Source organism: Rathayibacter sp. AY1E6, assembly GCF_002931115.1.
Taxonomy (GTDB): Bacteria; Actinomycetota; Actinomycetes; order Actinomycetales; family Microbacteriaceae; genus Rathayibacter.
On the sequence record NZ_PSVK01000006.1, the window covers coordinates 1 to 21,510 of the forward strand.

Genomic DNA, 21,510 nt, shown 5'->3' on the forward strand with positions numbered 1-21,510 from the left:
GTGGGGGGAGGGGTACCCCCGGGGTCGATCGGCGGTCCTGCGGATGGGCTAGGCCGTCGCTGCCTCAGCTGGCACCGGTGAGCTAGTCGAAACCTCTGACCGGCCGAGATAATCGTGATGTGCTTATCTGGTCGTCGCTGGACGGAAAACCCGCCGTACAAGTTGCAGTTGAAGGTGCCGGTACTCATCGGCTGATCGACTTAGTGCAGCGCGCGCATCGCGAACTCGTTGACCGCCCTCTGTGGTCCGACACCGTCGACATGATTGAGTGGCACTTCGAACTCGACATACACGACGTAACCGCGGAAGACGGCTGGCTGCCGCATATGATCGCGATCGACGACGCGTTCATGCTGTCCGATCTCGAGGCGCTCTCCGCGACGCTAAGCGAAAACGAGGCGTCCAGGCTGGAGATAAAGCTTGGGGGCAACCGCGGCGGAGACGGCTTCTACGGCGTCATCCTGGAGGGCGGCGCCGCCCTTCTCGAAGTGCTCGGTTACGTCGGACTGGTGGAGACGCTTCGACTCCCACAGCTGTTCCGTCGACTCGTCCGCCACAGTCACGGCGTGCCGGTTGATGAGCTCGCGATCTTCCAACGAACGGGTGAGCTACCGGACGAGGCGCGCGACTGGCTTCGACAGGACTACTCCCAGCACCTCGACAACATCGCTGGCGTCACGGGGCTGTCGCGTTTCGAAGCTCGCATGGCGCTTGAGCAAGCCGGGTTCCATCGGGTGGAACCGTCAGGTCAGTACTGGGTACACGACTAGTTCGCTCGCCAGTTCAGGTCCGCTTCGGTTTAAGCCGAGCACGGCAGCGAGCTCCCGCGCCTCGATCGAAGCGCGGAGAGCGTCGCCGGTGAGGGGCACCCCGTCGGGGCCGTACATCGTTACTTCTTGCGCGGGCAGTAGCGGAAGCCGGGCCGGTCGGGTCGCGCCCGGTAGAACTTGCCGCACCCGTCTGAGCAGGGCAGGTAGCTGCGCCCCGCGACGTACTCGGGTCGGGTGTCAGCGGTTGGCTTCTCTACCGCGGCAGGCGAGACGGCATTCGGCTCGACCGGCGCCGAGGCGGCAGCGGGGAGCGACGACGTCGCGGTCTCCGCGAGTAGTTCCTCCGTGAGCCGCTCAGACAGGTGAGCGCGCCGCGCCTCATTGCCCAGGGCAAGCCACTCGGTCTCGCCGTAGGGCGAGCGGAGCCGGCCGGGGGTGCGGAGCACGGCGTCTCCGTCTGTGAAGCGCCGGAGGCCCTGGAGGCGGCGCTCCAGTCGGTAGCTGATCGACTGCGAGGGCATTCGCTAGCTCCTTCGTACGGTCGCCGTGATGGCGTCCGCGGCATCGTGAGCGCTGAGCTCGGCAAGCTGGTGCGCGTGCGCGGCGCGGTACTCGCCGAGGATCTGCTCGGGGGTGAGGCCGCGACGGGCGGCGACGTGCTCGTAGTGCCGACGTTGCGCGGGCGAGGCGTCAGCGAGGGTGGCGGGCGGGGTGTATTCGCGGGTGACGCCTGCGACGAGGGCTTCCAGTGGGTGGCTCACGAGCGAACGACCGACGCTGAGGTCCTCTGGAGCGAACGGCGCAGAGCCTCTCCGTGAAGCTCGTGAGGTACGTCTTCGCCCTCACCTACGGCGGTGATTGGCGCCACGTCGAGACCAGAGAGGCGGCTCTTGAACATCGCTAGCGCTCGCGTGTAGTCGCTTTCGCTCTCGCTTGTAGCGGTCGCGTGCCAGGATCGCCCCGGGCTGCCTGACATCTGCCAGTAGAGGTCGACCATGTCGACCGTTGCTTCCAACTCGCTCAGAGCGGCGATCGCCCGCGCACGGGTCGCGAGCGCGCGTCGCGCGGCCTCCTTGCGAAGAGACTGTGATCCACGACCACCGTCCACCGCTGCCTTGAACGCGGCGAGCGCTCTGTCTGCCGTGCGGGTAGCGCGATCGTGGTCGCGCTGAGCGGCGAGCTTCTGCCGGTTGGCCTCGTCGAGGTCGTACGGGTGCACGTCCGTCCCGCGGAGCGCATTCGCTGAGCGGATGGTGTCTCCGACCTTTACCCGAGCGGTCTCCACCTCCGGCAGCGTCTCGAGGTAGGCATCGTGGAGCCCGCGAGCGCCGGGGATCAGGTCGACGACCCAGTCGGCGTAGCGCTCAGCGGCAAGGGCGGGGGTGAGGATCATCGGGCAGTGCCTTTCATCGCCGCGAGGGCGAGGTCAGTCGACGGCGACGAGGTCGTCGACGTCGAAGAAGGGGATCCACTTGTCCGACGGATTGCCGTCGGCTTGGACGCTGGGGAGGTAGACGGTTCCGGAAATCTCGACGCGGCCGTCCTGGGCGACCGTCACGCGGCGAGGGCCGCTCGTGCGCGGCGGGCGAGGGCCGCGGCGGACGCGGGGTCGGCGGCTGCCGCGTCGAGGTAGCCGAGGGCAGCGCCGAGCCGCTCGCGCTGTGCGGCGCGTTGGCGCTTCACCCGGCAGCGGTCCGAGCACGTGACCCGGCGACCTGTGAGTGCGGCGGAGCATTCTGGGCAACGCATCGCGTGGCCTCCGTTACGTAACGCTTGTGGGCAAAAAAAGGGGGAGGGAAGCCCGTACGGCGCGGACTTCCCTCTGCTTGAGGAGGGGGCCACGGGAACGAAGAGAAACCGTTTACACGGCCCCCGCCGACGAGTGAGCCGCCAGCCGGGCAGCGTCACGGAAAGCGATGCAGCGCCGACAGAGGCGAGACAGGCCGACCGCCTCGCGGGCATCCCGGCCGAAAGACGAGAGCGGCCGGCGGACGCCACACTTCGCGCACGTCTTCCCGCTGCTCGCCGTCAGCCGCTCGAGGAGCCGGAGCGCCCCGTCCGCGAGGACGCCGCCGTCGTCGTCGTGAGCGCTCGCCGCGGCTCGGATGAGTCTCTCGGCGCTCATGCGGCGGCGCGGGTGGCGGGGCCTTCGCCGGTCCAACGACCGATCGCGCCGTCGAGGGTGCCGACGCATCGCCGGAGCTCGCCGAGGGAGGAGCGGAGGGTCACCTCCGCGTCGACGACGGCAGCCCGGACGGCGAGACGTCGAGCGTCGACGGCTATCTCGCCGGTCGGGTCGCCTTGCCCGCCGGAGGCGCGGATACCGGAGTCGTCGCGGGGCTGCAGGGCTGGGGCGGGCTGCCACTGCGCGTCCTCGATCGTCGCGAGGAGTCGCGCGAGGACGAGGGCCTCCTCGGTGAAGGCGCGGAGGAAGGCGGGGAGGGGGAGTGGCGCTGGCATGGGCTGGCGGTCCTTCTTTCGGCCGACGGCGGATCCGTCTGGTTCAGATGAGGAGGGGGCCAGGAGGGGCATCGCGGCTCAGACTGGCGGCGCAGGCTCAGTCAGTGGCGCACCCGGTAGACGTAGCCAGAGGCGGTCCGCTTCCGGGGGCCGAGCAATTCGTCGGCAGCGGCGTAGAACTGCCGAGGCCCGGGCACGCACGCCACCGGCTCTCCAGGGAGCTCATGTAGGACCTCCTCGCTCAGCACAAGTTCGCCGAGGACCTGCGCTGCCATTTCGTAGAGCTCTGCCGCGCCGATGACGTCGGGAAGTGGATCCTCGGTAGTTTCCAACGATCCTCGGACCCACCAAGACGCGGACGTGCGCTCGAGGTGCGCTCTCCGCGCTCGGAAGCTCGTCATACGCTCTGCTGCGCTGCGCGAGGCGCGCGGTTCGCGGGGCTTCGCGGGTGGCGCCCAGTTCGGCAACACGTCGTGTCTGCGAAGCGCGCGAGCCGCCTCGGCCGAGTACAGGCGACGTGATGCCTCGGAGCCCGCCTCGGCCAGGAGACGGAGGTCCTGGTACGGACGAGAGGCGGAGGGGATATCGGGGAGCGCGAGGAGAAGCCGGTCCACCTCGTCTGCGAGTACCGCGGTCGGGATGGGCTCGGGGTTGCTCTGGCTGCCGCGGGGCCGTCGGACAACGGCGGCGCTCGTCCGGAACAGGTCGTAGGTCTCCGCGAGCTTCGCGCGGACGAGGACCTCAGCGAAGACGACGGGGCTTGGTAGCTCGAGGCTGAGGCCCGCGCCGTCGGAGTCGAGGCGGCAGCGGCGCGGGTGGCGGGGATCGCGGGCGGGGAGGCGAGACCCCTCGCGGATACTGGCGAGGGCGGCGTGCGGATCGGGCATGGGGAGGTGAACCTTTCGGGGGAAGGAATGTAGGAAGGCGTTACGGTGGTGCTTCTGGGGCTTGCCGTCTTCTGTGCTTGAGACGACGACGACTAGATGAGCAATGAGCAAGAAGGACAGAACCACCTCCGTAACGGCTCGCTTCATCTATCCCCGCTCCGGCGGCTTCCGCCCCGGCGTCGGCGGCGGCGTTTACACGCTGTACGCCCCCGCCAGCGCGTCCACGGCGACGCGCTGACTCTCGGCTGTCGGATGCCCGTACACGTCCGCCGTGATTGCGATCGACGAGTGACCCAGCACGCGCGAGACCTCCGTCAGTGGGACGCCCGCGATGAGCATCAGGGTCGCCGCGGAGTGCCGGAGCGCGTGTAGCCCTACGGAGCCGTCGAACCCGGACTTCGCGGCTGCCGTCCGGAACGCTCGAGAGACGTTCCCCGGCTCCGCCGGCCCGCCTAGCTCTGCGGCGAACACCAGGCCGTGATCCTTCCAGGCGTCACCGAAGGCGGCGCGATCACCAGCCTGACGCACTCGCTGGGCCCGGAGGGCGGCACGGGCGGGCGCGGAGAGCGGTATACGACGGCGGGAGCGCGCCGTCTTCGGCTCGGTCCGGATCAGTTGTCCGCCCGCTCGCGAGAGCGTCCCGCGGACGAAGAGGACGTCCTCGAGGGCGTCGACGTCCTCCCAGCGAAGCGCCAGCGCTTCGCCGCGGCGCATCCCCGTGTAGGCGATCAGACGGAACAGGTCCCCGTAGCGGCCGGAGTCGCCCGCGTCGAGTAGCGCCGTCGCCTCCGGCGTGGTCAGCGCGCGTGCCTCGTAGCGCCTAGCCGCGGGGCGCTTCACGAGCGCGGCGACGTTCGCGGCGAGTAGCCCGTCGCGAACGGCGGTGTCGAGGACCGAGCGCAGAATCGAGTACGTCTGGCGCATCGAGGAAGCCGATCGGCCGTGGTCGTCCATGTGGACGAGCCAGCGCTCGACGTCCCGAGCGGTGAGGCGCGCGAGGGGGATCCCGGAGAGCGGGCCTCGCACGATCCAAGTACGGGCGACTGCAGCGTAGGTCTCGCGGGTCGAGAGCTTCCGATCCGAGGCGCGGAGCGTCGAGTCAATCCATTCTTCCGTGTACGCGCCGAGGAGCGACGGTGCGTCTCGCATTGGTTGCCCCGCGGCGAGGCGTGCTTGCTTCGCCGTTCGCGCCTCGAGCGCGGCGGCGCGGGTCCTTCCGTAGGAGCTCGCCCGCCGCGGCTTGCCCGACTGGGGGTCGGTGTAGCTGAACGACGCTTCCCAGCGCCCGTCGGTGCGCCGGTAGACGGTCTCCTCGCCGTTCGCCCGCCTAGCCACTGTGGGCCAGCCCGGCGACGTAGAGGCGGAGGTCGGAGGAGCGGACACGCCGGGCTGCCCCGATCTTCACGGAGGGGATGGCGCCACTGGCGAGGAGCTCGTAGAGCGTGGATCGGCCGAGCCCGAGGACTCGCGCCGCGTCGGCGGGGCTGAGAAGGAGAGGATCCATGTTGGGGCCTCTTTCTGTCTGTGGACGGCAGCGGACGCCGTCGAACTGAGGGGGACAGATGAGGAGGGGGCCACGCGGGGCGGCTCTGCTCAGGGACTCCTGAACACGTCCGATTGACGGCAACGCTGACGGCAACGACGCTCCGGTGAGACGGCGGCGATCGGTCGTCGGTTTGCGGAATGCCGCGGAACGGCGGACGATTGTGGACACGGGCGGACCCTTCCAATCAATCAGTGGGTTCTCGGTTCAAGTCCGAGGGGGTGCACCACCAGCCCCGCACCTCCTCGTGAGGTGCGGGGCTTCGTCGTTCCCGGTCCGTGTCCGTTCCCGACCTCCTCCGAGCGCCCGCAGGGGGAGCGCCGGCCCGTGCTCACTCGCTGGAGGGTGCGGCGGTCGACGGGTCGAAAGGCGGCAGGACTCCGCGGAAGCCGACGCTCGTGGAGCCGATCCCGATGTCGAGCGCGTCCGAGGCCCGGGCCTGATCGGCGGCGGCGGCGGTCAGGCTCAGGGTGATGCCCGTCCGCGTGAAGGCCCGGGCGACGGTGCTCCAGGCGAGGTCGACGTCTCCGTCCGCCGACGCTAACAGGCGCCTGAGCATCCGCACGGTGTCCGGCGCAGAATGCGGACCGACCCCCGTTCGCGTGGCAGGATCTCCGTTCGCTTCCGTTTCCCCTCCAGAAAGGACCGATGTGCCCGAAGACGTCCTCCCCGTGATCGGCTCGATCGCGCTCGCCGTGGTGATCGCGGTCGTGATCGCCGTGGTCGCGACCGCCGTCGTCGCCCTCGTGCTGCGCTCGGTCGGCAAGCGCAAGACCTGGGCGCGCCTGCTGATCCGGCGTCTGCGCATCCCGTTCCGCGTGCTTCTGATGACCATCGCGGTCTGGGCCGCGCTCGCCGCCACCGTGTCGGGCGACCCCTGGCCGGGTCTCGTGCAGCGGGTGTTCCAGATCGCCACGATCGGCGCGGCGGCGTGGGTGATCGGATCCCTGTTCGTGTTCCTCGAGGACCTGGGCGCCGAGCGCTACCGGACCGACACGGCCGACAACCGCCGGGCACGCCGCCTCCGCACGCAGATGACGATCATCCGGAGGGTCGCCGTGGCGGCCGTCGTGGTCATCGCGATCGGCGCCTCGCTGCTGACCTTCCCCGAGGCCCGCACGGCCGGTGCGAGCCTCCTGGCCTCGGCCGGCGTGCTCTCGATCGTGGCGGGCCTGGCCGCGCAGTCGAGCCTCACGAACATCTTCGCCGGGATGCAGCTCGCCTTCAGTGACGCCATCCGCCTGGACGACGTGGTGATCGTCGAGACCGAGTGGGGGCGGATCGAGGAGATCACGCTGACCTACGTCGTCGTCCACCTCTGGGACGACCGCCGCCTGGTGCTGCCCACGAACTACTTCACGACCCAGCCGTTCCAGAACTGGACCCGCACCGGGTCCGAGCTGCTCGGCGCCGTCGAGCTCGACCTGGACTGGCGGGTGAGCCCCGAGCAGATGCGCGACGAGCTGCACCGCATGCTCGAGGAGACGGACCTCTGGGACCGGCGCACCAGTGTCCTGCAGGTGACCGACGCGACGGGCGGCTTCGTCCGGATCCGGGTGCTCGTCACCGCGAAGGACGCGCCGACGCTCTTCGACCTGCGCTGCTACGTGCGCGAGCGGCTCGTCTCGTGGCTGCACGAGAACGACCCCGTCGCCCTGCCGCGTCAGCGCGTCGAGATGGAGCGGGAGCCCGCTCCCGCCGTGACCCCGCGCCGGCACGGGTCCTCCGCCCCGGACAACCTGTTCTCGGGCGACGAGCGCTCGAACGAGCGGGGGGCGATGTTCACAGGTCTCATCGACCTGCGGGACACCCCGAAGCGGGACACCCCGAAGCGGGAGCTGCCGCCGCGGGACTGACTCCTGCGGGACGCCGCTCCCACGGCCGCGCCCGGGGTGCGCGCGGCGAGCGGCGTCCCGCAGGGCGGTCAGCGGTTCACAGAGCTCATGTCGGCGTAGCGGTCGCCGACGGGGGCCTCGAGCGCGCCGAGGACGTCGAGCTGCTCCGCGGTCAGCACGAGGGCGTCCGCGGCCGCGTTCTCCTCGATGCGCGAGACGCGCTTGGTGCCCGGGATCGGAGCGATGTCCTCGCCCTGGGCGAGCAGCCAGGCGAGCGCCACCTGCGCGGCGGTCGCGTCCGCCTCTGCCGCCACCCGGTCGACGGCCTCCACGATGCGGAGGTTCGCCTCCAGCGCTCCGTCGGCGAAGCGGGGGTTGTCGCGGCGGAAGTCGTCGCTGCCCAGCTCGGCGACCGAGCGGATGCTGCCCGTGAGGAAGCCGCGGCCCAGCGGCGAGTACGGGACGAAGCCGATGCCGAGCTCGCGGAGGACCGGCAGCACCTCCGCCTCGGGGTCGCGGGTCCAGAGCGAGTACTCGGACTGCACAGCGGTGACCGGGTGCACGGCGTGAGCGCGCCGGATCGTCGCTGGCGCCGCCTCCGAGAGGCCGTAGCCGCGGAGCTTGCCCTCCTGGATCAGCTCCGCGAAGGCCCCGGCGGTCTCCTCGACCGGGACGCCCGGGTCCATGCGGTGCTGGTAGTAGAGGTCGATGCGGTCGGTGCCGAGGCGCGCGAGCGAGCCCTCGACGGCGAGCCGCAGGTTCTCCGGGGAGCCGTCGAGTCCGCGGCCCCCGTCGCCGCGGTGGCGGATCATGCCGAACTTGCTCGCCAGCACCACCTCGTCGCGGCGGCCTGCCAGCGCGCGGCCGAGCAGCTCCTCGTTGGTGTACGGGCCGTAGATCTCGGCGGTGTCGAGGAACGTGACGCCGAGCTCGAGGGCGCGGTGCACGGTGCGGATCGACTCCGCGTCGTCGGTGCCGGCGCCGGTGTAGAACGCCGACATGCCCATCGCGCCGAGACCGAGGCGCGAGACCTCGAGAGCGGCGACGTCGGATCCGAGGGTGATCGTCTTCATCAGTGGGTGGTCCTCTCCTGGTACGCCGCGATCTTGATGTCGATCGCGGCGAGGCTGGCGTGTGTCCGGGCGAGCTGCGCCTCGACCTCCTCGCGGTGCGTCCGGAGCAGCGCGAGGCGCTCCGGCTCCGTGGCGGGCCCGATCCGGAGGAGCCGGGCGTACTCGCGGATCCTCGCGATCGGCATCCCGGTCGCGCGGAGCTTGGTGAGGAAGTCGACCCAGCCGAGGTCGGCCGGCCGGTAGCGGCGGTGCTGCGACGAGGCGCGCTCGACCGGGTCGAGCATGAGCCCGGCGCGCTCGTAGTAGCGCAGGGTGTGCACGGTGAGACCGGTGACGGCGGCGACCTGCGAGATCGACAGCACCTCCGGCTCGGCCGGGGCGGCGGTGGCGGTGGACATGGCGTCAACCTACGACTTCGAGTGCGCTCGAGGTCAAGCGGGAGCGGGCGACTCAGCCGACCTCGCGGCTGAAGCCCAGGAGGGCCTCGGCGATGCGGGCGTTCGCCTCCTCGTGGCTGATGGTCGCCTCGCCGTCGCCCGCCTGCGGCCCGTACCAGCCGAAGTCGGCGTGGTTGGCGCCGTCGATCTCGACGAGGTCGGCGGAGGAGGGCAGCCGGACGCTCGCGTCGGCGACCTTCTCCGGCGTGCTGAGCCCGTCCTCCGATCCGCTGACACTGAGGACGGGGAGCCCGGAGCCCGAGAGGTCGTTCGCGCAGTAGCTGCCGAGCAGCACAAGGCCCGCCACCGCCGGGTCCTCGGCCCACTGGCAGGCCTTCACGCCGCCGAGGGAGTGGCCGCCGACGAGCCAGCGGTCGACGCCCTCGGCCTGGCTGGTGAAGGTCTCGAGCGAGCGGAGATCGAAGAAGGCCAGGTGCAGGATCGGCCGCGTGATCACGACGGTCGCCCCGGCCTCGACCAGCGGAGCCAGGGTCGCCTCGTAGGAGGAGGCGTCGACCTTCGCTCCGGGGATGAAGACCAGGCCCGTGCCGGCCAGCTCACCGGTCGAGGTCGGCGTCATCACGAGCGCGTCGTCCGTGCGCTCGACCGCGATCGCCGGATCGGCGCGCACGCGGGCGAGGGCGTCCTCGTCGGGGCCGCTGACGATCGAGCTCCAGGTGAGGAAGCCGAGGACCGCGACTCCGAGGACTCCGCCGATGCTCGCGAGAACGACGCGGCGGCGCCTCATCGGGCTGCCGCGATCGCGTCGGCCGCCTGCACCAGGGCGAGGTGGGAGAGGGCCTGGGGAGTGTTCCCCGCGTGCCGGCGGCCCTCGACGTCGTACTCCTCCGAGAGGAGGCCCACGTCGTTGCAGAGCCCGACGAGCCGGTCCATCAGGGTCCGCGCGTCGTCGATCCGGCCGGAGTCGGCGTACTGCCGGACGAGCCAGAAGGAGCAGGCGAGGAACGGGTGCTCGCCGCCGGCGAGGCCGTCGACCGAGGACTCGGTCCGGTAGCGGTGCAGCAGGCCGTCCTGCAGGAGCACGCGCTCCAGCTCGGCGACGGTGCCCAGCATCCGCGGGTCGTCGGCGGGGACGAAGCCGACCATCGGCAGCACGAGGAGCGACGCGTCGACCTCGGGCGAGCCGTAGGACTGCACGAAGTGGCCGCGCTCGGCGTCGAAGCCCTGGGCCTCGATCTCGGCGCGCACCTCGTCGCGGAGGCGCTCCCAGGTCTCGACCGGACCGGGCAGGCCGTTCTCGCGCACGGCGCGGACGCCCCGATCGAGCGCGGCCCAGATCATGACCCGCGAGTGCGTGAAGTGCCGCGGCTCGCCCCGGATCTCCCAGATGCCGTTGTCCGGCCGCTGCCAGTTGGTCTCGACGAAGCCCAGGAGCGCGCGCTGGAGCGGCCAGGAGAACTCCGTCTCGTCCACTCCGGCCACGCGGGCCTCGTGCAGAGCGACCATCACCTCGCCGATCACGTCCGCCTGGTACTGGTCGACGGCGGCGTTCCCGATCCGCACGGGGGAGGCGCCGTCGTAGCCGGGCAGGCTCGGCATCTCCCGCTCGGGCAGGTCGCGCTCGCCGGCGAGGCCGTACATGATCTGCACGTCCTCCGGCGCGCCCGCGACCGCGCGGAGCAGCCAGGCCCGCCACTTCTGCGCCTCCTGCTCGAACCCGTGCGCGAGCAGGGCCTGCAGGGTGAGCGAGGCGTCGCGGAGCCAGACGTAGCGGTAGTCCCAGTTGCGGGCGCCGCCGAACTGCTCCGGGAGCGAGGTGGTCGCCGCCGCGACGATGCCGCCGGTCTCGTCGTCGGTCAGGGCGCGGAGGGTCAGCAGCGAGCGGACGACGGCGTCGCGGTGCGGCCCGTCGTAGTCGATCGCCGACGCCCACTCGGACCACCAGGAGAGCGTGCGCTCCAGCGCGCGGTCGACGTCGAGGCGCTTCGGCGCCCGCTGGTGCGAGGGGAACCACGCCATCGAGAGGTCGACGACCGCGTCCGCGTCGACGTCGAACTCCGCCGCGTGGGCGTGGTCGACGGCCTTCAACCGCACTCCGCGCACCACGACCGCGTCCGGCCCGGCGACGGCGACGAGCAGCGGATCCTCGTCCGTCCCCTCCTGCCGCACCCACGGCATGGTGCGGGCGTAGTCGAAGCGGATGCGCAGCTCCTGCCGCATCCGGACGGTCCCCGACACTCCGCGCACCCGGCGCACCAGCTCGGCGCGCTCGTCGCGCAGCGGCATCACGTCGACCACCTCGACGACGCCGGTGGGCGTCGTCCACCGGGTGACCAGCGCGAGCGTGTCGCCGAGGTAGTGGCGCTCGCTCGTCGCCTCCCCGTCCACCGGCCGGAGCGACCAGCGCCCCTGGTCGTCGCCGCCGAGGAGGGCGCCGAAGACGGAGGCGGAGTCGAAGCGCGGCAGGCACAGCCAGTCGATCCCCCCGTCGCGGGAGACGAGAGCGGCCGTGCGGCAGTCGGAGAGGACGGCGTAGTCCTCGATCGGGGAGACCATGCGGCGATCCTCTCAGGTGCGGCTGTGGCCTCCCAGTCAAGGCGGAGCGGGGCTCTTCAGCGCCGCCGTAGGGTGAGCCGCATGGCACAGACCGTCTCGACCCTGCTCATCCTCGGAGCGACGGGGGACCTGTCCTCGCGGCTCCTCCTCCCCGCCGTCGGCCAGCTGCTGACCCGCGAGACCGACCGGCGGGTCCATCTCGTCGGCGCGGGACGCGAGGACTGGACCCAGGAGCACTGGCACGAGGTGCTGACCGCCTCCTTCGCCACCGTCGAGGCGCAGGGCGAGGGCGTGGACGCGCTCACCTCCGGCACGCGCTACCAGCAGGTCGACGTCACCGATCCGGAGGCGCTCGCCGCACTGCTCGCGAGCTGCGCCGGTCCGGTGGCGGTCTACTTCGCCCTCCCGCCGGCGATCGCGGCGAAGGCCTGCGAGGCGCTCGCCGCCCACGACCTGCCGGAGGGCACCGTGCTGGCGCTGGAGAAGCCGTTCGGGACCGACGAGGCGAGCGCGCACGCCCTCAACCAGCGCCTCGCCGCGCTGGTCCCCGAGGACCGCATCCACCGCGTCGACCACTTCCTCGGCCGCGCGACCGTGATGAACGTGCTCGGCCTGCGCTTCGCCAACCGGATCCTCGAGCCGCTGTGGTCGGCCGAGCACATCGAGAGCGTCGAGATCGTCTACGACGAGCAGCTGGCCCTCGAGGGGCGGGCGAGCTACTACGACGGCGCGGGCGCGCTGACCGACATGATCCAGAGCCACCTGCTGCAGGTCCTCGCGGTGATCGCGATGGAGCCGCCGTCCTCGCTCGACGCGGCCGACCTCCGGGACGCGAAGTCGATCGTCCTGCGCGCCACCCGCCTGCACGGCGACGACCCCGCCGCGAGCTCGCGCCGCGCCCGCTACACGGCGGGGACGATCGACGGACGCGAGCTGCCCGCCTACGCGGACGAGAAGGGCGTGGACCCCGCTCGCCGGACCGAGACGCTGGCCGAGCTGGTCGTCGAGATCGACACCTGGCGCTGGGCAGGCGTGCCGTTCACCCTCCGCTCCGGCAAGGCGCTCGGGGAGCGGCGGCGCGAAGTGGTCATCCGCTTCAAGCCGGTGCCGCACCTGCCCCGCGGCTTCGTCGGCACCGAGGCGCCGTCCGTGCTGCGGCTGTTCCTCGCGCCCGACCAGATGTCGCTCGAGCTGAACATCAACGGCCCCGGCGACCCGTACACGCTCGAGCGCGCCTCGCTGGAGGCGACCTTCGGCGCGGGCGAGCTGCTGGCGTACGGCGAGGTCATCTCGGGGATCCTCGACGACGACCCGTCGCTCTCGGTCCGCGGGGACGCCGCCGAGGAGTGCTGGCGCATCGTGCAGCCCGCGATCGACGCGTGGCACGCGGACCGGGTGCCGCTCGACGAGTACCCGGCGGGCAGCGAGGGCCCCGGGAGCTGGCCGACGCTCTGACGGGCGGCCGGGGGAGGGGCGGCCGCGGGGGATCTCGAGACGGCGGCCGCGCCGCCTCCTCGATCAGCGGGAAGGGCGACGTCGCTCGTCGGGTCGGCCGGAGGGCGAGCCCGCCGGCCGACCGCTCGGGTCAGGAGCGGGTCGGGACGGGGGCGTCGGCGGGGGCCGGCTCCGCCCAGACGGCGATCGGCTTCGGCTCCCAGGTGAGGGCGGCCGGCTCCACCGGGGGAGTCGAGGCGCGCATCACGGGGATCGCCTCGGTGACCGGGGACGACGTCCGCTCGGCGCCGGCGCGGAGCTGCTCCTCCTGGATGGCGGCGGAGAGCTCGTGGGCGAGGGAGCGCGCGAGCATCCCGTGGAAGATCGGGTCGCGGTCGTCGTGGCTGCGGCGCGTGACGACCCAGGCGCCCTCGGATCCGACGAAGGCCGCGAGCCGCTCGTGGACGACGGCGAAGAGCTCGTCCTGCGTGAGGACGGGGGCCGCCTCGACGACCTCGGGGGCCGCCTTGCGACGCCTCAGACGAAACCTCATGACGAACCCCGTTTCCCGTGCCGGCAGCGACTGGGAACAGTGTCGCCGCCACCGGGTCGGGAGACCGGCTGACACGCCGCCCCGCGGGGAGGCGGCGCGTCAGGAGGGCCTAGCGGTCGCGCTTCCTGCCGCGCTCCTCCTTGACGATCTCCTTCGAGTCGTAGGACACGGAGCCCAGGGCGACGGTGACCGAGATGGCCCAGCTGACCCACTGGAGGGCCAGGCGCCAGTCGCGCGGGCCCTTGCGCGTGGTCTGCAGGATCGACCAGCCGCCGACGATCGCGCTGATGACGCTGGAGTTGAGGATGAACTTGCGCATGCGTGTGCCTCCCGTGTTCACCCCGACGCTAGCGGGTGCGAAAGCTCTCAGAGGAACGCTTGACAGCACCGAGGGGTTGTCCCGCTACGGTAGACCGCCGCCGGGACCCGAATCCTCGAGCCGGGGCACGCCGAGGAGAACGGGAACGACATGCGCACGGCTGTGATCGGGGCGGTGCTGCTCGTCGTCGGGGCGGTGGCCGTCGTCACGGGGGTCCTCCCGATGGACGCGCTGGGCGAGCTGGTCGAGCGGACGGCGCCGATCCTCGGCTTCGTGGTCGCGGTGACCGTGGTCGCCGAGCTGGCCTCCGAGGCCGGCGTCTTCACCGTGGTCGCCGAGCGCTCCGCCGAGTGGGGCCGCGGGCGGACCGCGGTGCTCTGGCTGCTGGTGGTGGCGATGGCCGTCGTCAGCACGGTGTTCCTCTCGCTCGACACGACCGCCGTGCTCCTGACCCCGGTCGTGGTCCTGCTCGCGGCGCACGTGCGCGTCCCGCCCCTGCCGTTCGCGATGGCCACGGTCTGGCTGGCGAACTGCGCCTCCCTCCTCCTCCCCGTCTCGAACCTCACCAACCTGCTCGCGCAGCGGCGCCTGGGGGTCGAAGGCCCCTTCGCCTTCGCCGCGCTGACCGCGGTGCCCGCGCTCGTCGCGGCCGTCGTGCCCGTGCTGATCCTCGCGATCCGCTACCGGCGCGAGCTGGCCGGGCGCTACACCCCGGGGGAGCGGACGCCGGTGGAGGACCGGGTGCTGCTCGTCGGCGCGGGGATCGTCGTGGCGCTGCTCCTGCCGGCGCTCGTCTCGGGCCTCGAGGTGTGGATCCCGGCGACGGTCGCCGCGGTCGCGCTGATCGTCCTCTTCGCGGTGCGCCGGCCCGCGGCGCTCACGCCCGCCCTCCTGCCGTGGCAGCTCGTCGTCTTCGCGGCGGGCCTCTTCGTGGCGATGGAGGCGGCGCACCAGCTCGGGCTGGGCGCGGCGCTCGCCGTGGTCGCGGGGGAGGGGAGCGGGACGCTCGACCTGCTGCGCCTCGCCGGCTCCGGCGCGGTCGCCTCCAACCTGGTCGACAACCTGCCCGCCTACCTCGCCCTCGAGCCCGTCGCGGCGGATCCGCTCCGCCTGGTCGCCCTGCTGATCGGCGTGAACGCCGGACCGCTGATCACCCCGTGGGCCTCGCTCGCCACCCTGCTCTGGCACCAGAGGCTGACCGCGCTGGGCGTGCACGTCTCGTGGCGCCAGTACGCGCTCCTCGGACTCGTCGCGGTCGTCCCGACGGTGGGCGGAGCGACGCTCGCGCTCGCCCTCGTGCAGGGCTGACCCCCCCCGTCCCCCGTGCGGGGCCGGCTGATAGCCTCGACGGGCACGACGACGGCTCGACCGACGAAAAGGGACCACCATTCCTCCGCACTCCGCCTCCGCCTCCTCCGCCGCTGACAGGACCGACGCCGGGACCTCGGGAGGGACCGAGCGCAACGCGTTCGTGGTCGTCTCGAACCGCCTCCCCGTGGACCGCGTCGTGGCCGAGGACGGCACCGCCTCCTGGAAGACCTCGCCCGGCGGGCTGGTCACCGCGCTCGAGCCCGTGATGCGCGCGAACGAGGGCGCCTGGGTCGGCTGGCCCGGCGTGGCCGACGAGGAGGTCGCCCCGTTCGTCGACAACGGCGTGCAGATCGTCCCCGTCGCCCTCAGCGCGCAGGAGCTCGAGGACTACTACGAGGGCTTCTCGAACGACACGCTCTGGCCGCTCTACCACGACGTGATCGCGCCCCCGACCTACCACCGCGACTGGTGGGACGCCTACGTGCGGGTCAACCAGCGCTTCGCCGAGGCGGCCGCGGCCGTGACGGAGGAGGACGGCGTGGTCTGGGTCCAGGACTACCAGCTCCAGCTCGTGCCCAAGATGCTGCGGGAGCTCCGGCCCGACGTCACGATCGGCTTCTTCAACCACATCCCGTTCCCGCCCTACGGGATCTTCGCGCAGCTCCCGTGGCGCCGGCAGATCGTCGAGGGCCTGCTCGGCGCCGACGTGATCGGCTTCCAGCGCCAGGGAGACGCGGGCAGCTTCCTCCGCGCGGTCCGGCGCCTGCTGGGCTACGACACCCGCAGCACGGTCGTCGAGGTCCCGGTCGAGGAGGAGGCCGTCGGCGGCACCCGCCGCGTCAACCGCTCGCGGCGCGGGGCGAGCGTGCGCCCGGTCGTCGCCCGGCACTTCCCGATCTCGATCGACTCCGCGTCGTTCGAGGCGATGGCGCGCACCCCCGAGATCCAGGCCCGCGCCGCCGAGATCCGCGCCGAGCTGGGCAACCCCGCGACGATCATGCTCGGCGTCGACCGGCTCGACTACACCAAGGGGATCGGCCACCGCCTGAAGGCCTTCGGCGAGCTCCTGGCGGACGGCCGCCTCACCTCCGAGGACGCGGTGCTGGTCCAGGTCGCGAGCCCGAGCCGCGAGCGCGTAGACACCTACCGGCAGCTGCGCGACGACATCGAGCTGCAGGTCGGCCGGATCAACGGCGACTACAGCACGCTCGGGCACCCGGCGATCAGCTACCTCCACCACGGCTACCCGCGCGAGGAGATGGTGGCGCTCTATCTCGCCGCCGACGTCATGCTCGTGACGGCGCTGCGCGACGGGATGAACCTCGTCGCGAAGGAGTACGTCGCGTCCCGCTTCGACAACGACGGCGTGCTCGTGCTGAGCGAGTTCGCCGGAGCGGCCGACGAGCTCAAGCAGGCCGTGCAGGTGAACCCGCACGACATCTCGGGGCTGAAGGACGCGATGGAGGCCTCGGCGCGGATGCCGCGCGTCGAGCGCACCCGGCGCATGCGCGCGCTCCGTCGCCGCGTGCTCGAGAACGACGTGGCGCGCTGGTCCGAGTCGTTCCTCTCCGCTCTCGCGGAGCACGCGGCCGGCCAGCAGCTCGACGTGCGGCCCGCCGCCCGCGGGCAGGAGGCGCCGCACGGCCAGGAGGCCGAGCACCGCGACGACTCGGCGCACGGACAGGCGGCCGAGCTCGAGCGGGAGGCCGCCGACGACCGCGAGCTCGACGGCGGCGCGCGATGAGCGAGGGAGTGCCCGAGCGGCTCGCGGCGGCGCTGCGGGAGCTCGCCGCGGCCGACCGGCTCCTGGTGGCCCTCGACTTCGACGGCACACTCGCGCCCGAGGTCGACGACCCCGCCCGCGCGCGGGCGCTCCCCGAGGCGCGCGAGGCCGTGCTGCGGCTCCTCGCCCTCCCCGGCACCCGGGTCGCGCTGGTCTCCGGCCGGGCGCTCGGGAGCCTGGAGGAGGTCTCGCAGCTGCCGGACGAGGCGCTGCTGGTCGGCTCCCACGGCATCGAGATCCGCCTCGACCCCGAGGAGGACGCGGTCCGGCTCGACGACGACGAGCTCGAGAAGGTGGGAGTGCTCGAGGACGTCCTGAAGGGCATCGCCCGCGGGATCGACAACGTCTGGATCGAGGACAAGCCGGCCGGCTTCGCCCTGCACACCCGCCTCGCGACCGAGCGCCACAGCCGCGTCGCCCACGTCGTCGCCCTCTCCGAGGCGCGCGCCGAGGTGCAGGGGGTCACCGTCCGCGAGGGGAAGAACGTCCTGGAGTTCTCGGTCCGCTCGACCACCAAGGGCGAGGCCGTGCAGCACCTCCGCCGCTACACCGGCGCGACCGCCGTCCTCTACGCGGGCGACGACGTGACGGACGAGGACGCCTTCGCGGTCCTCGGCTCCGGCGACGTCGGCATCAAGAGCGGCGAGGGCACCACCGCGGCCTCCTACCGGGTCCGCGGTCCCGAGCAGGTCGCGCACGCACTCCGGCTGCTGGCCGACCTGCGCGCGGAGTAGCAGCCCCCTTCCGGCGGTCAGCGTCGGCGGGTCCCGGATCGCCGACTCGCCGAGGACGGCCGTCCGCCGACGCGGGGAGCGGCCGTTCGCGACGAGTCGGAGATCCGCGGGGACGTCCGCATCCGGTGCCGCTGCCGGAGGCCGGGGCAGGAACGGGTGCGCGGGCCGGTCCGGGTCCGCCCGGCGAGCAGGGGCACCGCGCGCGAGGCGGTAGCCTCATCGCATGCCGGAAATCGATTGGAAGCCCCGCTCGCGCACCGTCACGGACGGCATCGAGGCCACGACGTCGCGCGGGATGCTGCGGGCGGTCGGGATGGGCGATGACGACTGGGAGAAGCCCCAGATCGGCATCGCGTCCTCGTGGAACGAGATCACCCCCTGCAACCTCTCGCTCGAGCGCCTCGCGCGCTCCGCGAAGGAGGGCGTGCACTCCGGCGGCGGCTACCCGCTCCAGTTCGGCACCATCTCCGTCTCGGACGGCATCTCGATGGGCCACGAGGGCATGCACTTCTCGCTCGTCTCCCGCGAGGTCATCGCCGACTCCGTCGAGACCGTGATGATGGCCGAGCGCCTGGACGGCACCGTCATGCTGGCCGGCTGCGACAAGTCGCTTCCCGGCATGCTGATGGCCGCGGCCCGCCTCGACCTCGCCGCCGTGTTCGTCTACGCCGGCTCGATCGCTCCGGGCTGGGTCAAGCTCTCGGACGGCACCGAGAAGGACATCACGATCATCGACTCCTTCGAGGCCGTCGGCGGCGTCAAGGCCGGGATCATGTCCGAGGAGGACGCCAAGCGCATCGAGTGCGCCTTCGCCCCGGGCGAGGGATCCTGCGGCGGCATGTACACCGCCAACACCATGGCCAGCGTGGCCGAGGCGCTCGGCATGAGCCTGCCCGGCTCCGCCTCGCCCGCCGCCGCCGACCGCCGTCGCGACTACTTCGCCCGCAAGTCCGGCGAGGCCGTCGTCGAGCTGCTGCGCAACGGCACCACGGCCCGCGACATCCTCACCAAGGAGGCGTTCGAGAACGCGATCGCGGTGGCGATGGCCTTCGGCGGGTCGACCAACGTCATCCTGCACCTGCTCGCGATCGCCAACGAGGCCGAGGTCGACCTCACGATCGACGACTTCAACCGCATCGGCGACACGATCCCGCACATCGGCGACCTCAAGCCCTTCGGCAAGTACGTCATGAACGACGTCGACCGCCACGGCGGCGTCCCGGCCGTGATGAAGGCGCTCCTGGACGCCGGGCTGCTCCACGGCGACTGCCTGACGGTCACCGGGAGGACGGTCGCCGAGAACCTCGCCGCGATGGAGATCGCACCGCTGGACGGCGAGGTCATCCGCACCCTCGACAACCCGATCCACGCGACCGGCGGGCTCACCATCCTCAAGGGCTCGCTCGCCCCCGAGGGCGCGGTCGTCAAGACCGCCGGCTTCGACGCCTCCGTCTTCGAGGGTCCGGCCCGCGTGTTCGAGCGCGAGCGCGCCGCGATGGACGCTCTGACCGAGGGCCGGATCGAGAAGGGCGACGTGGTGGTCATCCGCTACGAGGGCCCCAAGGGCGGCCCCGGCATGCGCGAGATGCTCGCCATCACCGCCGCCATCAAGGGGGCCGGGCTCGGAAAAGATGTACTACTGTTGACGGATGGACGATTCTCAGGCGGCACAACCGGCCTGTGCATCGGCCACATAGCTCCCGAATCGGTGGACGCAGGTCCCATCGCATTCGTTCGCGACGGAGACCCGATTCGGGTCGACATCGCCGCTCGCTCGATCGACCTACTCGTCGACGAGTCCGAGCTCGCCGCCCGCCGAGAAGGTTGGGCCCCTCTCCCTCCGCGCTACACCCGCGGTGTCCTCGCCAAGTACGCCAAGCTCGTCCGCTCGGCAGCCGAGGGCGCCGTCACCGGGTGACCCGGCCCGCTCCGGCCGGCCGCGCACTCGCGTTCCCGGGCACTCGCCTCCGGCTCTGCCCGCCGCCGCACCACCTCCTGAAGGAATCGACACCCGCATGACTCCGGATCCGTCCGCCGTGCAGCCCGCACCGACGCCCCAGCCACCCCGACCCGCCCACGCTCCCGGGGCCGCCCCCGCGGCCGAGGTCCTCACCGGAGCGCAGGCGGTCGTCCGCTCGCTCGAGATGCTCGGGATCGAGGACGTCTTCGGCCTGCCCGGCGGCGCGATCCTCCCGGTCTACGACCCGCTGATGGACTCCTCGAAGATCCGGCACATCCTGGTCCGCCACGAGCAGGGCGCCGGCCACGCCGCCGAGGGCTACGCCTCGGCGACCGGCAGGCTCGGCGTCTGCATCGCGACCTCGGGCCCCGGAGCGACCAACCTGGTCACCGCGATCGCGGACGCCTACATGGACTCCGTCCCGATGCTCGCGATCACCGGCCAGGTGTTCTCGACGCTCATGGGGACCGACGCGTTCCAGGAGGCGGACATCGTCGGCATCACGATGCCGATCACGAAGCACTCCATCCTCGTGACGCGCCCCGAGGACATCCCCTCGGCCCTCGCCTCCGCCGCGCTGATCGCCACCACCGGCCGCCCCGGCCCCGTGCTGGTCGACATCACGAAGGACGCGCAGCAGGACCAGGCGCCGTTCCTCTGGCCGCCGAAGATCGACCTGCCCGGCTACCGTCCGGTCACGAAGGCCCACGGCAAGCAGATCCAGGCCGCGGCCCAGCTGCTGGTCGAGTCGAGGAAGCCGGTGCTCTACGTGGGCGGCGGCATCATCCGCGCCCGCGCGGCCGCCGAGCTGAAGGCGTTCGCCGAGGCCTGCGGCGCCCCCGTGGTGACCACGCTGATGGCGCGCGGAGCGTTCCCGGACTCGCACGAGCAGCACCTGGGCATGCCCGGCATGCACGGCACCGTCCCCGCGGTGCTCGCGCTGCAGGAGGCGGACCTGATCCTCGCGCTGGGCTCGCGCTTCGACGACCGCGTGACCGGCAAGGCGGCGCTCTTCGCGCCCCACGCCAAGGTCGTGCACGTCGACATCGATCCGGCCGAGATCTCCAAGATCCGCACCGCCGACGTGCCGATCGTGGGCGACCTGAAGGACGTCCTCCCGGACCTCACCGACGCGTTCGCCAAGGCCTCCGCCGACGGCCGCGCCGACACCTCCGAGTGGTGGAGCTACCTCAAGGGCCTGCAGACGGAGTTCCCGCTCGGCTACACCGAGCCGAACGACGGCCTGCTCTCGCCGCAGTACGTCATCAAGCGCATCGGCGAGATCACCGGCCCCGAGGGCGTCTTCGCCTCCGGCGTCGGCCAGCACCAGATGTGGGCGGCGCAGTTCATCAAGTACGAGCGCCCCAACTCGTGGCTGAACTCCGGCGGCGCCGGCACCATGGGCTACTCCGTGCCCGCGGCGATGGGCGCCAAGGTCGGCGAGCCCGAGCGCACCGTGTGGGCGATCGACGGCGACGGCTGCTTCCAGATGACCAATCAGGAGCTCGCCACCTGCACGATCAACGACATCCCGATCAAGGTCGCGGTGATCAACAACTCCTCGCTCGGCATGGTGCGCCAGTGGCAGACACTGTTCTACGAGGGCCGCTACTCCAACACCGACCTCAACACGGGGCACGACACCGTCCGGGTGCCCGACTTCGTGAAGCTCGCCGACGCCTACGGCGCGCTCGGCATCCGCGTCACGAAGCCGGAGGAGATCGACGACGCCATCCGCCTCGCCATCGCCACCAACGACCGGCCCGTGGTGATCGACTTCGTCGTCAGCCGCGACTCCATGGTCTGGCCGATGGTCCCGCAGGGCGTCTCCAACAGCTACGTCCAGTACGCCCGAGACCACAGCCCGACCTGGGACGACGAGGAGTAGACCCGC

Annotated in this window: 24 protein-coding genes; 8 read left to right on the plus strand and 16 right to left on the minus strand. The window is 71.9% G+C overall.

Features of this window, described 5'->3' with window-relative positions:
* The first annotated feature begins 119 nt into the window (after positions 1-119).
* Positions 120-770 (plus strand): hypothetical protein, encoded by a 651-nt coding sequence (locus tag C5C46_RS07395; protein WP_146078949.1) that lies wholly within the window; start codon positions 120-122, stop codon positions 768-770.
* Positions 771-889: 119 nt separating this feature from the next.
* On the opposite strand, the gene C5C46_RS07400 is transcribed toward C5C46_RS07395, so the two are convergent.
* From C5C46_RS07400 to C5C46_RS16835, 10 genes are all read right to left on the minus strand, one after another.
* On the minus strand, positions 890-1,291 hold the full coding sequence (locus C5C46_RS07400) for a hypothetical protein (RefSeq protein ID WP_104226229.1): 402 nt from the start codon (positions 1,289-1,291) through the stop codon (positions 890-892).
* Between the two features lie 3 nt (positions 1,292-1,294).
* Positions 1,295-1,531 (minus strand): hypothetical protein, encoded by a 237-nt coding sequence (locus C5C46_RS07405; RefSeq protein WP_104226230.1) that lies wholly within the window; start codon positions 1,529-1,531, stop codon positions 1,295-1,297.
* The gene (locus C5C46_RS07410; RefSeq protein WP_104226231.1) at positions 1,528-2,163 is read right to left on the minus strand and encodes a hypothetical protein; all 636 of its coding nucleotides are present in this window, start codon (positions 2,161-2,163) and stop codon (positions 1,528-1,530) included. The genes C5C46_RS07405 and C5C46_RS07410 overlap by 4 nt, the downstream gene beginning before the upstream one ends.
* Positions 2,164-2,196: 33 nt before the next feature.
* On the minus strand, positions 2,197-2,328 hold the full coding sequence (locus tag C5C46_RS17230; RefSeq protein ID WP_258059388.1) for a hypothetical protein: 132 nt from the start codon (positions 2,326-2,328) through the stop codon (positions 2,197-2,199).
* On the minus strand, positions 2,325-2,453 hold the full coding sequence (locus tag C5C46_RS17235) for a hypothetical protein (RefSeq protein WP_258059389.1): 129 nt from the start codon (positions 2,451-2,453) through the stop codon (positions 2,325-2,327). Before C5C46_RS17235 ends, C5C46_RS17230 begins: the two co-directional genes overlap by 4 nt.
* 438 nt (positions 2,454-2,891) lie before the next feature.
* Complete coding sequence (locus C5C46_RS07420) at positions 2,892-3,230, minus strand: hypothetical protein (protein ID WP_104226233.1); 339 nt, start codon at positions 3,228-3,230, stop codon at positions 2,892-2,894.
* Positions 3,231-3,331: 101 nt separating this feature from the next.
* Positions 3,332-4,264, minus strand: a complete 933-nt coding sequence (locus tag C5C46_RS07425; protein WP_104226234.1) for a hypothetical protein — start codon at positions 4,262-4,264, stop codon at positions 3,332-3,334.
* A gap of 45 nt (positions 4,265-4,309) precedes the next feature.
* On the minus strand, positions 4,310-5,266 hold the full coding sequence (locus C5C46_RS07430; RefSeq protein ID WP_146078950.1) for a site-specific integrase: 957 nt from the start codon (positions 5,264-5,266) through the stop codon (positions 4,310-4,312).
* Positions 5,267-5,444: 178 nt separating this feature from the next.
* Entirely contained in the window at positions 5,445-5,621 is a 177-nt protein-coding gene (locus tag C5C46_RS07435; protein WP_104226236.1) for a helix-turn-helix domain-containing protein, read from the minus strand.
* 370 nt (positions 5,622-5,991) lie between these two features.
* On the minus strand, positions 5,992-6,219 hold the full coding sequence (locus C5C46_RS16835; protein ID WP_181133877.1) for a hypothetical protein: 228 nt from the start codon (positions 6,217-6,219) through the stop codon (positions 5,992-5,994).
* Between the two features lie 91 nt (positions 6,220-6,310).
* Here C5C46_RS16835 and C5C46_RS07440 point away from each other — a divergent pair, with 91 nt between their 5' ends.
* Complete coding sequence (locus C5C46_RS07440) at positions 6,311-7,516, plus strand: mechanosensitive ion channel family protein (protein ID WP_258059390.1); 1,206 nt, start codon at positions 6,311-6,313, stop codon at positions 7,514-7,516.
* A 68-nt stretch (positions 7,517-7,584) separates the two neighbouring features.
* On the opposite strand, the gene C5C46_RS07445 is transcribed toward C5C46_RS07440, so the two are convergent.
* From C5C46_RS07445 to C5C46_RS07460, 4 genes are read right to left on the minus strand one after another with little or no spacing between them, the layout of a single operon-like run.
* A complete protein-coding gene (locus C5C46_RS07445; RefSeq protein WP_104226238.1) occupies positions 7,585-8,568 on the minus strand; it encodes an aldo/keto reductase in 984 nt (327 codons plus the stop codon).
* Positions 8,568-8,966 (minus strand): MerR family transcriptional regulator, encoded by a 399-nt coding sequence (locus tag C5C46_RS07450; protein WP_104226239.1) that lies wholly within the window; start codon positions 8,964-8,966, stop codon positions 8,568-8,570. The genes C5C46_RS07445 and C5C46_RS07450 overlap by 1 nt, the downstream gene beginning before the upstream one ends.
* A gap of 52 nt (positions 8,967-9,018) precedes the next feature.
* On the minus strand, positions 9,019-9,753 hold the full coding sequence (locus tag C5C46_RS07455; RefSeq protein ID WP_104226240.1) for an alpha/beta hydrolase: 735 nt from the start codon (positions 9,751-9,753) through the stop codon (positions 9,019-9,021).
* Positions 9,750-11,522: a glycoside hydrolase family 15 protein gene (locus C5C46_RS07460; protein ID WP_104223549.1), complete on the minus strand. Its 1,773-nt coding sequence runs from the start codon at positions 11,520-11,522 to the stop codon at positions 9,750-9,752. The genes C5C46_RS07455 and C5C46_RS07460 overlap by 4 nt, the downstream gene beginning before the upstream one ends.
* An 81-nt stretch (positions 11,523-11,603) precedes the next feature.
* Between C5C46_RS07460 and C5C46_RS07465 the strand changes: the two genes are divergently transcribed.
* Positions 11,604-12,977 (plus strand): glucose-6-phosphate dehydrogenase, encoded by a 1,374-nt coding sequence (locus tag C5C46_RS07465; RefSeq protein ID WP_181065465.1) that lies wholly within the window; start codon positions 11,604-11,606, stop codon positions 12,975-12,977.
* Between the two features lie 130 nt (positions 12,978-13,107).
* Here the strand turns inward: C5C46_RS07465 and C5C46_RS07470 are convergent, their stop codons facing one another.
* Both C5C46_RS07470 and C5C46_RS07475 read right to left on the minus strand, forming a co-directional pair.
* Positions 13,108-13,509 (minus strand): hypothetical protein, encoded by a 402-nt coding sequence (locus tag C5C46_RS07470; protein WP_104226241.1) that lies wholly within the window; start codon positions 13,507-13,509, stop codon positions 13,108-13,110.
* A gap of 109 nt (positions 13,510-13,618) precedes the next feature.
* The gene (locus C5C46_RS07475) at positions 13,619-13,828 is read right to left on the minus strand and encodes a hypothetical protein (protein ID WP_104226242.1); all 210 of its coding nucleotides are present in this window, start codon (positions 13,826-13,828) and stop codon (positions 13,619-13,621) included.
* 150 nt (positions 13,829-13,978) lie between these two features.
* On the opposite strand from C5C46_RS07475, the gene C5C46_RS07480 reads away from it, so the two are divergent.
* The 5 genes from C5C46_RS07480 (at position 13,979) to C5C46_RS07500 (ending at position 21,504) form a co-directional block, all read left to right on the plus strand.
* Positions 13,979-15,136, plus strand: a complete 1,158-nt coding sequence (locus C5C46_RS07480; protein WP_104226243.1) for an SLC13 family permease — start codon at positions 13,979-13,981, stop codon at positions 15,134-15,136.
* Between the two features lie 163 nt (positions 15,137-15,299).
* Complete coding sequence (locus C5C46_RS07485; protein ID WP_104226244.1) at positions 15,300-16,883, plus strand: trehalose-6-phosphate synthase; 1,584 nt, start codon at positions 15,300-15,302, stop codon at positions 16,881-16,883.
* Positions 16,880-17,656 carry a trehalose-phosphatase gene (otsB, locus tag C5C46_RS07490; RefSeq protein ID WP_104226245.1) on the plus strand — a complete coding sequence of 259 codons (777 nt, stop codon included), beginning with the start codon at positions 16,880-16,882 and terminating at the stop codon, positions 17,654-17,656. Before C5C46_RS07485 ends, otsB begins: the two co-directional genes overlap by 4 nt.
* A gap of 223 nt (positions 17,657-17,879) precedes the next feature.
* Positions 17,880-19,574: a dihydroxy-acid dehydratase gene (gene ilvD, locus C5C46_RS07495; protein WP_104226246.1), complete on the plus strand. Its 1,695-nt coding sequence runs from the start codon at positions 17,880-17,882 to the stop codon at positions 19,572-19,574.
* A 97-nt stretch (positions 19,575-19,671) separates the two neighbouring features.
* Positions 19,672-21,504, plus strand: a complete 1,833-nt coding sequence (locus C5C46_RS07500) for an acetolactate synthase large subunit (protein WP_104226247.1) — start codon at positions 19,672-19,674, stop codon at positions 21,502-21,504.
* Positions 21,505-21,510 lie beyond the last annotated feature (6 nt).